This window comes from Streptomyces sp. Z26 (genome assembly GCF_003665095.1).
Lineage (GTDB): Bacteria > Actinomycetota > Actinomycetes > Streptomycetales > Streptomycetaceae > Streptomyces > Streptomyces phytohabitans.
The window spans coordinates 3,810,422-3,826,732 of record NZ_RCHV01000002.1 but is presented as its reverse complement, the minus strand read 5'-3'; the positions used below and the strand labels follow the sequence as shown (position 1 = coordinate 3,826,732).

Annotated in this window: 2 protein-coding genes and 1 pseudogene; all 3 read left to right on the top strand. The window is 70.7% G+C overall.

Going from position 1 to position 16,311, the window contains the following annotated elements:
• Positions 1 to 1,290: 1,290 nt before the first annotated feature.
• Positions 1,291 to 4,137 carry a helix-turn-helix transcriptional regulator gene (locus D7M15_RS16950; RefSeq protein ID WP_121518294.1) on the top strand — a complete coding sequence of 949 codons (2,847 nt, stop codon included), beginning with the start codon at positions 1,291 to 1,293 and terminating at the stop codon, positions 4,135 to 4,137.
• A gap of 168 nt (positions 4,138 to 4,305) precedes the next feature.
• Positions 4,306 to 4,425: pseudogene (locus D7M15_RS29085) on the top strand (leucine zipper domain-containing protein); the annotation flags it as partial.
• Positions 4,426 to 4,674: 249 nt separating this feature from the next.
• Positions 4,675 to 16,068, top strand: coding sequence for a type I polyketide synthase (locus tag D7M15_RS16945; RefSeq protein ID WP_121518293.1), 11,394 nt, complete (start codon positions 4,675 to 4,677; stop codon positions 16,066 to 16,068).
• Positions 16,069 to 16,311: the final 243 nt, after the last annotated feature.

Below are 16,311 nucleotides of genomic sequence, written 5' to 3'. Positions count from 1 at the left end.
CGCGAAAGGCACCCGGCGAGCGGGCCCGGGACCGTACGGAAAACGAACCAGGACGTTTTCCCGTGGCGGCGCGCAAGAGCCCGCGAGGAAAACGGAGTTCGTCACCGGACACACGGAGAGCGCACCAACGACCCCTGTCGGACCCACCCCCTAATCGCGCGGGGAAAAGAGAAACGGACGATCGAATACCGCGCGTCCCGCATTCCCGTATAGAATCACCGGAAGAGTGCTCGTGAAATCACCTCGCGCACTTCACCCGTCGCGTAAAGCCGGATATTGAGCTTGGCAATGCGCCGACAAAGCGAAACTTCCCATCGGGGTGCTTACACACCGGCCGCTCCCCGCATTCCAGCTGTAAGGGAGAACCGTTCACAACCATTGGACAAAGGGAATGCGGTAAAGCCCGCGCACCTCGACCGCCTTACGTGTCAAGAGCTGTCGGCAGCTGTTTACAGCGGCTTTACAAGCCGCTGTCACGTTCCCCGGGGACGCATCGCGCGGCGCTCGGCGGAACCGCCGGGACGCGTGACGTACGCCACGTCTTCCACCCCAGGTGAGGTGAATCACCCCGAAGGCGGTCGTACGGGGCTCCCGCGGGCGCCGTACGGTCGCGGGCCCCGGCAGCACGCGGATGACGGGAGGCGCGGGCCGCGTGGCGGAGCCGCTGGCAGCGGCTCCGCCACGGCAGGCCCCACCTCGGGGAACGCCCCGGGGCCCGGTCCGCGGCGGGCGGCGGCGGTGCCCGCTTCCGACCGTTCCGCGCCCGTTCCCCGCCCGCCTCCGGGTGGCCGACGGACAAAAGCGGAATTCCCGCTACCGTCGACGGCCTTCCCCGACCCGCCCTGATCCCCGGTCTGACCTGCCAATATACGGGGCCCGAGCGGTACACTCTGCGGCACCCCTTGCGAACGACCGCGGTAATGCCCGTCGACATTAACTACTGATGTCTTGGAGCTGACGATCCGGTCGGCGTTAGACGGAGTCACCGCCCACGTATGCGCAGGGCGCCGGGATGACCACCGAGCGCGGTCAATGGAAATACCGTTGACAGCCTTCGGCGGCGGACCAGCCACTTCCCTCACCGGATGCCCGCGAGGGCGGACTAGGGAGACCCCTAGAAGCCCCTAGCGGGGTCTAGGGGCGCCCGCGGGCGGGACGCAGAATAAGCTTTCGTCGTGTCCTGATCATTGATTGATACAGACTTCCCACGGCGACGCGTCCGCTATCATTTGACCTGTCACTGGCCACAGACCAACTTGGTGATGCATACCAGCGGGGGGAAGCTCAGCCATGTTCGTAGAACGCGCAGAGATACTCGACCATCTCGACGGCCTACTGAGACAGTCCGCACAGGGGCGGGGCACGGTCGCCGCAATCAGCGGCCTGACCGCGATGGGCAAGACCACGGTGCTCGACGCACTGGCGGACCGGGCGACCGAGGCGGGCAGCACCGTGCTGCGGGTGGTGAGTTCACCGCAGGAGCGCCACGTCCCGTACGACACGTTGACGCAGCTGCTCACGTCCGTCGACACCCGTACGCCCGACACGGGGGTGCCCGGCGTGGGCATGTCGGGGCACGGGGGCACCGGCGGCCCGGAGGGCACGCCCATCGCGTCGCTCGACGCGCGCGACGACTCCCTGGAGGTGGCGAAGCGCGCGCACCGGATCATCTCCGAACTGGCCGCCGAGCGGCACCTGTTGATCGCCGTCGACGACATCCAGTACACCGACGCCGCGACGCTCACCTGCCTGCGCTACCTGGCGCAGCGCCTCGGACAGCTCCCGGTCGCGCTGGTCTTCACGCACGGCACGCCGGTCGAGGGCCAGCCCTCGCAGAGCCTCCAGGACTTCCTGTACCAGACCAACGTGCGGCGCTTCCATCTCGGCCCGCTGTCCTCCGAGGGCATCCGCGAGCTGGTCGAGTGCCGCGTCCCGTCGGCCGCCTCGGACCGCTTCATCTCCGAGGTGCACGCGCTGAGCGGCGGCAACCCGCTGCTCGTGCAGGCCCTCGTCGAGGAGCGCGGGCTGCGCCCCGTGCTGGAGTCCGTCAACGGCTCCGGCACGCACCCCGCCACCGACGTCGTCGCCCGTACGAGCCCCGACGGCCTGTCCCCCGGGCACGCCTTCCACCAGGCCGTTCTGTCCTGCCTGCACCGGCTCGGGCCGCGCGCCGTGCGCATCGCCCGCTGCGTGGCGCTGCTGGACGAGGCCGCGACGCCGTCCCTGGTCAGCCAGTTGAGCGCGATCGACGCCGAACTCGTCGCGCGCTACCTGCGGTTGCTCACCAGCACCGGCGTCCTCGACGGCGCGCGGCTGCGGCGCGAGGACGTACGGCAGGCGGTGCTCACCGAGATGCCGCACGACAAGGCGACGGAGCTGCGCTACCACGCGGCCCGGCTGCTGCACGAGAGCGGCGCCCCGGCCCACGCCGTCGCGGCCCACCTGCTCAGCGTCGACCCGCTGCACGAGGACTGGGTCGTACCGGTGCTCCAGGAGGCCGCCTGCCACGCGCTGGCCCACGGCGACATGCAGTTCAACATCCGCTGCCTGGAGCTGGCCCGGGAGTGCCGCACCGACGAGACGGGGCGCGCCTCGGTCCTCGCCCACTACGCGTTCGGGCAGTGGCAGCTCCGCCCCGCCGACTCCGCGCAGCACTTCATGTCGCTCAAGCGCCCCATCATGAGCCGGAAGCTGCCGGGCCCGGACGCGGTGCGCATCGCCGAGGGCATGATGTTCCACCTCGACTTCGACTCCGCGCTGGAGGTCGTCGACCAGGTCAACGACGGTGAGGACGACGACACGTCGACCGCGCTGGAGGGCACCCGGCTGTTCATGGTGTCCGAGTTCCTGGGGGTGCTGGACCGCCCGCGCCTGCCGCTGCCGAAGGTCGCGCCGTCCGCGACGTCCACGGCGGAGCTGCGTTCCCGGCACGCCCTCGCCCTCGCGCTGGAGCGGGGCGCCGACGAGTACGCGATCGCCCTGGCCGAGCAGGTCCTCCAGGGCAGCCGTACGCAGTCGGCCTGGCAGCTCATGGGCATGCCCGCCGCGCTGATGACCCTCTGCTACACGGACCAGCTCGACTCCGCCGCCAAGTGGTACGAGATACTGGGTGACGAGAAGCACCGGTACGACGCGCCCGCCTGGCAGGGCATGCTGGAGAGCGCCGGCGCCCTCATCGCGTTGCGCAGCGGACAGCTGTCCGACGCGGCGCGACGCGCGGAGTCGGCGTACGAGCAGTTGTCAGGATCCCGTTGGAACACCGGCAACGCCTTCGCTGTAGCCCTGCTCGTGGAAGCGCACACCGCCATGGGCAACCACGAGATCGCCGCCAAGTACCTGGCACCCGAGCCGCCCTCGGACCTCTTCCTCACCCGTACGGGGCTCCACTACCTGTACGCGCGTGGCGGACACCACCTCGCCACAGGCAATCCCCGTATGGCTCTCTCCGATTTTCTGGCGTGCGGCGCCTTGATGCGCCGCTGGAACATAGACACCCCCACCGTGGCGCCCTGGCGGCTTGGCGAGGCGGAAGCGTGGCTCAAGCTGGGTGAGCGGGATCGGGCGGTACGGGCGGTGGAGGAGCAGCGCGCGAGATCGGACAGCGGACCGACCCGTTCACGCGGAATGACGCTGCACAGCTGGGCTCTCGTCCAACCAACCGTCAAGCAGCCCTCGATCCTGCGGGACGCGTTTCGGCTACTGGAGAGCACGGGCGCACGCTACGAGGCGGCGACCGTCCTGGCCGATCTCAGCCACGTCTACCACGAGCTGGGCGAGAAGGCGCGGGCTCGGCAGACCGCCCGCCGCGCCTGGCGGCTCGTCAAGAGCTGCGGCGCCGAGGCCCGCTACCAGTCGCTGCTACCGACCTCGCTGCCTCGGAGCGTCATCTCCGAGCAGAAAACCGGTCCCAGCGCTCCGCCGCGCGCCGACCAGGACGCGTTCGGCCAACTCAGCGCATCAGAGCGGCGTGTGGCGACCCTGGCCACGCAGGGGTACGCCAATCGCGAGATCGCGGACAAGCTGTTCATCACGGTCAGCACGGTCGAGCAGCACCTGACCCGCGTGTACCGCAAGATGGGTGTCCGCAACCGCGAGCAACTTCTGGAGGCTCACGCGGTCAGCTACAAGACCGCCTGAGCAGTGTGCTCGTACCGGGCACGGCCGGCGGGGTCCGCACGGAGACCACTCCCACGGCTACGGCTCAGCCGTATCGCTCATGTACGTCGTCAACCCTGACAGGGCTTGAGCGTGGGGAAGGCCTCCGGTGTGGTGGAGGTGTCGAGTCTTCACCGCACGGAGATCTTCGTGTCCCACCCCTATGCCCGGCTGACCGTTCACGGCAGACTGTTGGCGGCCGAACGAGCCCGTACGAGCGTGCCGGTGGCACATGTCGCTGCCGGGGTGGTCATGTCCCGGTCCACCGCACGGACAGCACACGGGCCCGTGTGCACACCGCTCCGGTCACCTCCGCCGCGGACACCGCGTGAGCGGGGATCGTCAGCACGCACGACAGCCGACCGTGGTTCGACCGAACCCAGCCCCCCCGACCGTCCGTACGGATGTGAAGACCTCGCCGAGCGGCTAGGGGGCGCTACGGGTAGCTAGGGGCATGCGGCGGGGCTGACGATCTCCCCAGGATGAACGTCGGCAGTACCGACGTTTCGCACGTATGCGATGAGGGAGGCACTCGCCACCATGACGAGTGATCGTGTTCACAGTAATGACGCCATCGCCATCATCGGCGCCTCGTGCCGCCTCCCTCAAGCGCCAGACGTCGGTGCCTTCTGGGATGTGCTCCGCACGGGCCGTAGTGCCATCGGGGAGGTACCGGCCGGGCGCTGGGACCCGGAGAAGGTGTTGCCGGACGCTCCCGAGGCGCATCGTGCGGCACTCCGGTACGGCGGCTTCCTGGAGCAGGTGGACAGCTTCGACGCCGGCTTCTTCGGCATCTCGCCCCGCGAGGCCGTCGCGGTCGACCCGCAACAGCGCCTCTTCGCCGAACTGGCCTGGGAGGCGCTGGAGGACGCGGGGATCGTACCCGAGTCGCTGCGTGGCAGCGCCACGGCCGTCATCGTCGGTGCCATCAGCAACGACTACGCGACGTTGGCCCAGCGCGGCGGCGCGGTCACACAGCACTCCCTGCCCGGACTGAACCGCGGCGTCATCGCCAACCGCGTCTCGTACGTCCTCGGCCTGCACGGCCCCAGCATGGCGGTCGACTCGGCGCAGTCCTCCTCCCTGCTGTCGGTCCACCTCGCGGTGGAGAGCCTGCGGCGCGGTGAGAGCACACTGGCCCTGGCCGGTGGTGTGGCACTGAACTTCACGCCGGAGAGCGCCGAAGTCGCCGCACGTTTCGGCGGGTTGTCGACGGATGGGCGCTGCTTCACTTTCGACGAGCGCGCCAACGGCTTCGTACGCGGGGAGGGCGGCGGCGTCGTCGTCCTCAAGCCGCTGGCCCGGGCGGTGGAGGACGGCGACACCGTGTACGGCGTCGTCCTCGGCAGCGCGGTCAACAACGACGGTGCCACCGAGGGCCTGACCGTGCCCAGCGCCGAAGCGCAGGCGACCGTACTGCGACAGGCATGCCAGGATGCGGGCGTGGACCCGTCCGAGGTGCACTACGTCGAGCTGCACGGTACGGGAACACCAACCGGTGACCCACTGGAAGCGGCAGGCATCGCCGCTGTCTACGGCAGCGCGCGGCCCGCGGGTGAACCCGTCGTCGTCGGCTCGGCCAAGACCAACGTGGGCCATCTGGAGGGCGCCGCGGGCATCGTCGGCCTGCTCAAGACGGTGTTGAGCATCCGGCACCGGGAGATACCGGCGAGCCTCAACTACGAGAATCCCAATCCGCGCATCGACCCGGAAGCGTTGAACCTCCGGGTCCAGACCGCCTCCGGCCCCTGGCCGAACGCACCGCTGTTGGCAGGCGTCAGCTCCTTCGGTGTCGGCGGCACCAACTGCCACGTCGTGCTCGCGGAGGCGCCCGGCACAGGTGTCTCCGCGGACGCGCCGGAGCAGGAGCCGGAGCGGAACGGCGCCGCCTCGGACGCGTCCCGGATACCGCTGATTCCCTGGACCGTCTCCGGCCGCACCGCCGCCGCGCTGCGCGCCCAAGCCGGACGCCTGCGGGACGAGCGCCTGCCGGATGCCGAAGCGTACGACCTCGGGTGGTCCCTCGCAGGCAGCCGTACGCACTTCGAGCACCGCGCCGTAGCCCTCGGACCCGACCACGACGCCCAGCTGGCGGCACTGCGCGACGGCGGCGAGGCCCCCGGCCTGATCACCGGCGTCCGGAGCGACACCGGGAAGCTCGCCCTGGTCTTCCCTGGCCAGGGCTCCCAGTGGGAGGGCATGGCACGGGAACTCCTCGCCACCTCCGAGGTGTTCCGCGCGTCGATCGAGGCGTGCCACAAGGCACTCGCACCGCATACCGACTGGTCGCTGCTGGACACGCTGCACGGTGGCAACGGAGCCGCCGACCTGGAACGCACCGACGTCATCCAGCCCACGCTGTTCGCCGTGATGGTGTCGCTGGCACGGCTGTGGGAGTCCCTGGGTATCCGACCCGACGCGGTCGTCGGCCACTCGCAGGGCGAGGTGGCCGCCGCGCACGTCGCGGGCGCGCTGAGCTTGGCGGACGCCGCGAGGATCGTGGCGCTGCGCAGCCGTACGATCATGACGCTCGCGGGAACCGGCGGCATGGCGTCCGTGCCCCTCCCCGCGGCCGAGGTGACCGAGCGCATCGCCCCGTTCGGCGACGCCCTGGGCATCGCGGCCGTCAACGGCCCCGGCACCACGATCGTGGCCGGTACCCCCGAGGCCGTCACCGAGCTGGTCTCCGCCGCCGAAGCCGAAGGCATACGCGCCAAGGCCGTGCCGGTGGACTTCGCCTCACACTCGCCGGCCGTCGAACGCATCCGCGAGCAACTACTGGAGCAACTGGCCGGGGTGACGCCGCGCTCCTGCGTCACCGCCTTCTACTCGACCGTCACCGGCGGCGCCATCGACACGGCCGACATGGACGCCGAGTACTGGTACGCCAACTTGCGCCAGCCCGTGCTCTTCGAGTCGACACTGCGCACCATGGCGGAGGAGGGCTTCGGCACGTTCGTCGAGTCGAGCCCGCACCCCGTCCTCACCCGCGCCCTGCGCGAAACGCTGCCGGACACACTCGTCGTGGACTCGCTGCGCCGCAACGAGTCTCCCTGGCCGCCGGTCGTGGCCTCCCTCGCGGAACTGCACGTGCGTGGCGTGGCCGTGGACTGGTCCGCCCTCTTCCACGGGCGTACGCCACGGCGCGTGCCCCTGCCCACGTACGCCTTCCAACGCGAGCGCCACTGGCCCGAGGTGTCCACGGAGTACGAGTCCACCGCGCGCACGGCCGAACCGGTCGAGGAGGCGACGGCGCCCACCGAGGCCGCCACCGTCACCTGGGCGGATCGGATCGCCGGGTTGCCGACGGATGCCCGGCGCCACGAGGCACTGGAACTGGTGCGCCTTCAGACCGCGATGGTGCTCGGCCACCTGACCACGGACGCGGTGGACGCGGAGCACACCTTCCGCGAGCTGGGCATGGACTCGACGCTGGCGGTCCAGGTACGGCAGCGACTCAGCCGCGCGACCGGCCTCTCGCTGGCCGACACCATCGTCTACGACCACCCGAACCCCTCACGGCTCGCCGAGTGGCTGTGCGTCCTGGCCGTGGGCGACACCACCGCAGGCTCGGTCGCCCCGGTGACAGCAACGGCCGTGGACGCGGACGATCCGATCGTCATCGTCGGCACCGCCTGCCACTACCCGGGCGGCGTCGACTCTCCCGAGGAGCTGTGGCAACTCGTCGACAAGGGCACCGACGCGATCCGACCCTTCCCCGATGACCGTGGCTGGGACCTGGACGCCCTGTACGACCCGGAGCCGGGCGTACGCGGCAAGACGTACGCCCGACACGGTGGATTCCTCGACGGTGCCGCCGAGTTCGACGCCGAGTTCTTCGGCATCAGCCCGCGCGAGGCCCTCGCGATGGATCCGCAGCAACGGGTCCTGCTCCAGACCGCCTGGGAGACGTTCGAACGCGCGGGAATCGACCCGGACGGGCTGCGCGGCAGCAACACCGGCGTGTTCGTCGGCGCGATGTCCCAGGAGTACGGCCCGCGGCTCCACGAGGGTGACGACGGCCTCGGCGGTTACCTGCTCACCGGCACCACCGCGAGCGTCGCCTCCGGCCGGCTCGCTTACACGTTCAGCCTCGAAGGCCCCGCGGTGACGGTCGACACGGCCTGCTCCTCGTCGCTGGTCGCACTGCACCAGGCGGCACAGGCGTTGCGCGCGGGCGAGTGCTCACTCGCGCTCGCGGGCGGCGTCACCGTCATGGCGACGCCGGGCCTGTTCGTCGAGTTCGGCCAACAGCGTGGACTCGCCGCCGACGGTCGCTGCCGCTCGTACGCCGCTGCGGCGGGTGGTACGAGCTGGGCCGAGGGCGTCGGTCTGGTATTGCTGGAACGGCTGTCCGACGCGCGCGCCAACGGCCACCAGGTGCTGGCCCTCGTACGCGGCTCCGCCGTCAACCAGGACGGCGCGTCCAACGGCCTCACCGCCCCCAACGGCCCCTCCCAGCAGCGCGTCATCCAGACCGCGCTGGCCAGCGCCGGGCTCACCCCTGACCAGGTCGACGCAGTCGAGGGCCACGGCACCGGCACCTCTCTGGGCGATCCGATCGAGGCGCAGGCACTGCTCAACACGTACGGCCGGGGCCGAGAGGAGCCCGTGTGGCTCGGCTCGCTGAAGTCCAACATCGGGCACGCGCAGGCCGCCGCCGGTGTCGCCGGTGTCATCAAGATGATCGAGGCCATGCGCCACGGCAGCCTCCCCCGCACGCTGCACGTGGACGAGCCCAGCCCACGTATCGACTGGTCCACGGGCAACGTCAAGCTCCTCACCGAGGCCCGTGACTGGCCCGAGACGGACGGCCCGCGTCGGGCCGCCGTCTCGTCGTTCGGTATCAGCGGCACCAACGCCCACCTCATCCTGGAGTCCGGGCCCGATCTGGTGACGGTTGGCCAGACGCCGACGGAGGAGTCGCCGGAGAACACCGAGCTGCCCTGGGTCATCTCCGGCAAGACCGAGGAGGCCCTCCGGGACCAAGCCCGGCAACTGCGCGCGCACCTGGTCGCACAACCCGGGCTGAGGCCCTCCGCAGTCGGCCGCTCGCTCGCCACGACCCGGTCGCACCTGCCGCACCGCGCCGTCGTCGTCGCCGCCGATCGGCATGGCTTCGACCAGGCCCTGGATGCTCTCAGCCGCGGGGACACCACCCCCGACGTGGTGCGCGGCACACCGCGTGCCGGGCTGACCGCGTTCCTGTTCACCGGGCAGGGGAGTCAGCGTCTTGGTATGGGCCGTGGGCTGTACGAGGCGTATCCGGTGTTCGCTCGTGCCTTCGACGAGGTGTGCGCGGAGCTGGACCCGAAGGTCCGCGAGGTGATGTGGGGTGATGAGGAGGCCCTGAATCGTACGGAGTGCACGCAGCCCGCGATCTTCGCGGTGGAGGTGGCGCTGTACCGCCTGTGGGAGTCGTGGGGCGTCACCCCGGACTTCGTGGCGGGCCACTCCATCGGTGAGGTCGCCGCGGCGCACGTGGCGGGGGTGTTCTCCCTCGCGGATGCCGCGAGGCTGATCACCGCGCGTGGGCGTCTGATGGGCGCGTTGCCCGCGGGTGGCGCCATGGTCGCGGTCGAGGCGGCGGAGGACGAGGTCCTGCCGCTGTTGACCGACGGTGTGGCGGTCGCCGCCGTGAACGGCCCGCGCGCTGTGGTTCTCTCCGGTGAGGAGGCGGCCGTCACGGCCGCTGTGGCGCAGCTCGAAGGGCGTCGTACCAACCGGTTGAAGGTGTCGCACGCGTTCCATTCGCCGTTGATGGACCCGATGTTGGAGGACTTCCGGAAGGTCGCGGAGGGTGTCACGTACGCCGCGCCCGCGGTGCCCGTGGTCACCGAGGGCGGTGAGGTCACCGACCCGGGGTACTGGGTGCGGCACGTCCGGGAGGCCGTCCGCTTCGCGGACGTCGTACGCCGTCTGGAGTCCGAAGGCGTCACCCGTTACCTGGAGTTGGGCCCCGACGCGGTCCTCACCGCCATGGCCCGACACAACCTCACCGGGGGCTCCGACAGCGCCGCCCTCATTCCGGGCCTGCGCCGGAACCGCGAGGAGCGGCGTGCGCTGCTTACCGCGCTGGGCCAAGCGCACGCGGCGGGCGTCGCGGTGGACTGGCTCGGCGTGTACGGCGCCCCCGATGGCCGTCCAGTCACCCTGCCGACGTACCCCTTCCAGCGGCAGCGCTACTGGCTGGCAACTCCGAAGGCCGTGGGTAGCGCCGACGGGCTGGGGCTCGCCGAGACCGGCCACGCGCTGCTGACCTCCGCGACCGAACTGCCCGATCCGGGCGGCCTGGTGCTGAGCGGTCGTGTCAACGCCTCGTCCCCCGTCTGGGCCCGCGAACACGCCGTGTTCGACACCCCGGTGATGCCGGGCGTGGCCTTCGTGGACATGATGCTGCACACCGCCGCGATGGTGGGCAGCCCCCGCGTCGAGGAGCTGACGCACCACACGTTCCTGGCGCTGCCGGAACAGGGCGCGCTGCAACTGCGGGTGCACGTAAGGCCCGTGGACGATTCCGGGCGGCGTGGTTTCGCCGTGCACTCCCGTCCCGAGGACGCCCCACTGGGAGCCGACTGGACGTGCCACGTCACCGGTGCCCTCGGCGCGCCCGCGCCCGTGACCGCGCCCGTGACCGCGGACGCAGCGTGGCCCCCGGCGTCCGCCCACGTCCTCGACACCGACGGCTTCTACCGCCGGATCGCCGAGGCCGGCTTCGGCTACGGCCCGCTCTTCCAGGGGCTCCATGCCGCCTGGCAAGACGATGACGCGCTCTACGCCGAGGTGGCCCTCCCCACGGGTACGGCTGCGGGCGGCTACGGCGTCCACCCCGGCCTGCTCGACTCCGCGCTGCACCCTCTCGCCCTGGCAGCGGGCGTCTCCGCGGCGGACAGCACGCTCAACGTGCCGTTCTCCTGGAGCGGCCTGACCCTCCACGCCCCCGGCGCGCAGGCCCTGCGGGTCAGCATCACCCGCCCGTCGGCGGAGACCGTCTCGCTGAGGGTCACCGACCCGTCCGGCGCCCCGGTACTGACCGTGGACTCCCTGGCCATGCGGCCCGTCGGCCGCGAACAGCTCGAAGCGGCCCGGCCGAGCAACCTCGGCGGCCTGCACGAACTGACCTGGCGCCCGGTGCCCGCACCGCAGCGTGCCGAAACCGTCGACGGGGCCGGCTGGGCCCTCGTCGGCGACACGGAGGACGAGCGGGTGGCCGCCGTACTGGCCGTGCTCGGCTCCTCGGCCGTGGCCTACCCGGACGCCGCCGCCCTGCGCGACGCGCTCCGCTCCGACGCGGACCGACCGTCGACCATCGTCGCGCCATGCGTCACCGACCCCGCCGGAACCGGCGTCGAACGACCTGTGGAGGCCGCGTACTCCGCCACTCACCAAGCCCTGGACCTGGTCCAAGCGGTACTGGCCGACGGCACGCCCGACACACGGCTCGTCGTTCTCACCCACGACGCCATGGTCACCGGTCCGAACTCCGGGCAGAACGGCATGGCGGCCGACCCGGCCGCGGCGGCCGTCTGGGGCTTGGTCCGCACGGCGCAGTCGGAGAACCCGAACCGCTTCGCCCTCATCGATCTGGACGGCACGTCGCCCTCCCGCGACGCCTTGTCCGTCGCCGTGGTGGCGGATGAGCCGCAAGTCGCCCTGCGCGAGGGGCGATTCCTCGTCCCGCGTCTGGCACGCCTGAGTACGGCCCCCAGGGCAGCCACGTCCTTCGACGCGGGAAAGACGGTGCTGATCACCGGAGGTACCGGTGGCCTGGGTTCACTCCTGGCCCGTCACCTGGTCACCGAGCACGGCGTCAAGCACCTGCTGCTCACCAGCCGCCGCGGCCCCGAAGCAGCGGGCGATCTCGTCCAGGAACTCACCTCGCTCGGCGCCCACGCCACCGTTGCCGCCTGCGACGCCGCCGACGCCGCCGCGCTCGACGGTCTCCTCGCCACCATCCCCCTCGCACACCCCCTCGGCTCTGTCATCCACTGCGCCGGCACCCTCGACGACGGCATCGTCACCGCACTCGGCCACGAACGAATCGACACGGTCCTCCGCCCCAAGGTCGACGGCGCCTGGAATCTCCACCACGCCACCCGAGACACCCCACTCGACCACTTCATCCTCTTCTCCTCCGTCGTCGGCACCTTTGGCTCGCCCGGACAAGCCAACTACGCGGCCGCCAACAGCTTTCTCGACGCACTCGCCCACCACCGCCACACCCATCGCCTCCCGGCCACTTCCCTGGCCTGGGGGCTGTGGGACAACGGCATGGCCGACACCCTCGACGAAGCCGACCGGGCCCGAATGAGCCGCGGTGGCCTCGTGCCCATGCCCGCCGAACACGGCCTTGCCCTGTTCGACGCGGCCCTCGCCAAGGACCACGCGGTCCTGGTGCCCGCGGAGCTGGAGTTGTCGCAGGCGCGTACACAGCGGGCGTCGAGCGCGCTGTCCCCGGTGCTCGCCGACCTGGTGCCCGCACCGGTACAGGCCACGACGGAGGCGGAACAGTCCGGACCGGTGGCCCTCGCGGAGGGCTCGCTGGCCGAACAGCTGGCCGGCCTCACCGAGAGCGAGCAGCGGAGGCTGTTGCTGGCATTCCTCAGCGAGCGCATCGCGACCGTCCTCGGGCACACCTCGACGCCGGTCATCGACCCCAGCAGCCCGTTCAAGGATCTGGGCTTCGACTCCCTCAGCGGCATCGAGCTCCTCATGGAGCTGAGCGAGGAGACGGGGTTGCATCTGCCGCCCACCATGCTCTTCGACCGCCCCACTCCCGAGTCGCTCATCTCCCACCTGCGGGACGAGCTGGTCGATGAGGAGGCCGCTCCGGAAGCCGCCACCGAGGCGGACACCCCTGCGGCGCCCCTCCTCGACGACGAGCCGATCGCGATCGTGGGCATGGGTTCGCGCTTCCCCGGCGGCGCCGACACCCCGGACGCCCTCTGGCAACTGGTCGCCGAGGAGCGGGACGCGGTCGGTGGCTTCCCGGAGAACCGCGGCTGGGACGTCGAGGGACTCTACGACCCCGACCCCGACGCGAGCGGCAAGACGTACGCGCGTGAGGGGGGCTTCCTCTACGACGCCGACAAGTTCGACCCCGAGTTCTTCGGCATCAGCCCCCGCGAGGCGCTGGCCCTCGACCCCCAACAGCGCCTGCTGCTGGAGACCGCGTGGGAGAGCCTGGAGACCGCCGGCATCGACCCGATGAGCCTCCAAGCCAGCTCCACGGGCGTCTTCACGGGTGTGGTGACGCAGGAGTACGTGTCGCTGACTCACGAGGGAGCGGAGCGCGTCGAGGGCTACCTGCTGACAGGTACGACCGCGAGCGTCGCCTCCGGCCGTGTCGCCTACAGCCTCGGCCTCGAAGGCCCGGCCCTCACGGTCGACACCGCCTGCTCCTCCTCCCTCGTGGCGCTCCACCTCGCCTGCCAGGCGATCCGACAGGGCGAGTGCGACATGGCGCTCGCCGGCGGTGCCACCGTCATGGCGAACGCGGGCATGTTCCTGGAGTTCAGCCGCCAGCGCGGTCTTGCTCCGGACGGACGCTCCAAGTCCTTCGCCGCCGCGGCCGACGGCGTCGCCTGGGCCGAGGGCGCCGGCATGGTCGTCCTGGAACGCCTGTCCGACGCGAAAGCCAAGGGGCATCCGGTCCTCGCCCTCATCCGCGGCTCCGCCGTCAACCAGGATGGCGCGTCCAACGGTCTGACCGCACCACGAGGGCCCGCTCAACAACGGGTCATCAGGACCGCGCTCGCCAACGCCGGTCTCGCGCCGCACGAGGTCGACGCGGTCGAGGGCCACGGCACGGGCACCCCGCTCGGCGATCCGATCGAGGCGCAGGCGCTGCTCGCCACGTACGGCCAGGACCGCCAAGAGCCGCTGTGGCTGGGGTCGTTGAAGTCGAATCTGGGGCACGCTCAGGCTGCGGCCGGTGTCGGTGGCGTGATCAAGATGGTTCAGGCCATGCGTCACGGCATGCTCCCGAAGACCCTGCACGTGGACGAGCCAAGTCCGGTCGTCGCCTGGGAGTCGGGGAACGTCAAGCTCCTCACCGAGGCTCGCCCCTGGCCCGAGACCGACCACCCGCGCCGCGCCGCCGTCTCCTCCTTCGGCATCAGCGGCACCAACGCGCACCTGATCCTCGAACAGGCACCGGTCGAGGCCGACACCGCCACGATCACGCACACCCCCGACGGGCCGCTGCCGTGGATCCTGTCGGCCAAGACCGAGGAAACACTCCGGGACCAGGCCAAGCGTCTACTGGACCACGTCATCAGTCACCCGGACGTGCGTCCCGCAGACGTCGCGTACTCGCTGGCGACACGGAGGACCACCTTCGAACACCACGCGTCGGCCGTGGGCAGCACCCGCGAGGAGTTGCTCACACAACTCCAGGTGATCGCGAGGACCCCGAACCCGTCGGTGATCCGGGTCGGCCCCTCGTCAGGAGAGGTCGGGTTCCTGTTCACCGGCCAAGGCGCCCAGCACGCGGGCATGGGCAAGCGGCTGTACGAGACGTACCCGACCTACCGGACCGCGTTCGACCAGGTCTGCGCCATCCTGGACCGGCACCTCGACGGCAAGAAGTCCCTGAAGGACGTCGTCTTCGACGACGACCCCGAGATGCTCAACCAGACTCGTTACACGCAGCCCGCGCTGTTCGCGCTCCAGACGTCGCTGACCCGGCTGTTGACCGACGACTTCGGCGTCACACCGAGCCACGTGATCGGCCACTCCCTGGGCGAGTTCGCCGCCGCCCACACCGCGGGTGTCCTTTCCCTCGAGGACGCCTCACGCTTGGTCGCCGCTCGCGGCACTCTGATGCAGGCACTGCCCGGGGGCGGCGCGATGGTCGCGGTGGAAGCCACCGAGGAGGAGATCACCCCACAGCTGGGTGACACCGTCAGCATCGCCGCGATCAACGGCCCACGGGCGGTGGTCCTGTCCGGCGACGAGGCGGACGTACTGGCCATCGCCACGCGGTTCGCCGAGGAAGGTCGGCGCACGCGGCGCCTGACCGTCAGCCACGCGTTCCACTCGCACCACATGGAGGGAATGCTGGCGGAGTTCCGGAGCGTCGCGGAGGGTTCGTCGTACGAGGTACCGGCCATCCCCCTGGTTTCCACGGTCACGGGTGAGCTCGCGGGCGCTGACATCGCCACCCCGGACTACTGGATCGGGCACGCGCGCAACACCACCCGCTTCCACGAAGGGTTGCTCGCGCTGCACGACCAGGGCATCACCACCTACCTGGAGATCGGTCCTGACGCGGTGTTGACCGCGCTCGCCAGGGAGGCACTGCCCGAGTCCGCGGCCGTGCCCGTGCTGCGGTCGCGGCACGACGAGGCGACGAGTCTGATGGAGGCAGTGGGACAGTTGCACGGGCGCGGGGTGCCCATCGACTGGGAGAAGTTCCTCGGCGGAAGCGGCGCCCTGAGCGTCGAACTCCCGACGTACGCCTTCCAGCGTCGTCGGTACTGGCTGGAGGCGCAGGAATCGGTGGGCAACGCAGCCGGGCTGGGCCTGGAGTCCGCCACCCACCCGCTGCTGGCCACGGCGACCGAACTCCCCGACGGCAGCCACCTCTTCACCGGCCGCGTGACGCTGAACACGCATCCGTGGCTCCGCGACCACGTGGTCATCGGGAAAGTGATCCTGCCGGGCACCGCGTTCGTGGAACTCGCCCTGCACGCCGCGCAGACGGTGGGTCTCGACGAGATCGCAGAGATGGTCCTGAACGCCCCCGTCGCCTTCGGTCCTGAAGAAGGCGCGCTGCTCCAAGTGATCGTCGGCCCGGAAGAACCGGGCACCGGCCGCTCGCTCACGATCAGGTCACGTTCGGAGGAAGACCACAAGTGGACGGAGAATGCCACCGGCACGCTGAACGACTCGCTGGTGAAGGCTGACTGACCCGCCGGAGGCCCCGCGAACGGGGACGTGGTCGTCTCGATCGCCGGCTCTGTTCTTCGCCCCGTCGCCCTGCGGCGGGGCGAAGTGGTGTCAGTGGGCCGTTCGGTTCGGGCGGATCGTCGTAAGCCCGAACCGTCGGGCTGCCCCCTCGGGAGCGCCTCTCAAGCCACCCGCACCGTCCCCACCGGGACCTCCCCAGCTCCCGGGACTGCATAAGGATCGACACCCTCCCCGTACTACGTC

Excerpts from the sequence above, each read along its gene's own strand:
- D7M15_RS16950 (WP_121518294.1), top strand. The coding sequence starts at position 1,291 with ATGTTCGTAGAACGCGCAGAGATACTCGACCATCTCGACGGCCTACTG.
- D7M15_RS16945 (WP_121518293.1), top strand. The coding sequence starts at position 4,675 with ATGAGGGAGGCACTCGCCACCATGACGAGTGATCGTGTTCACAGTAAT.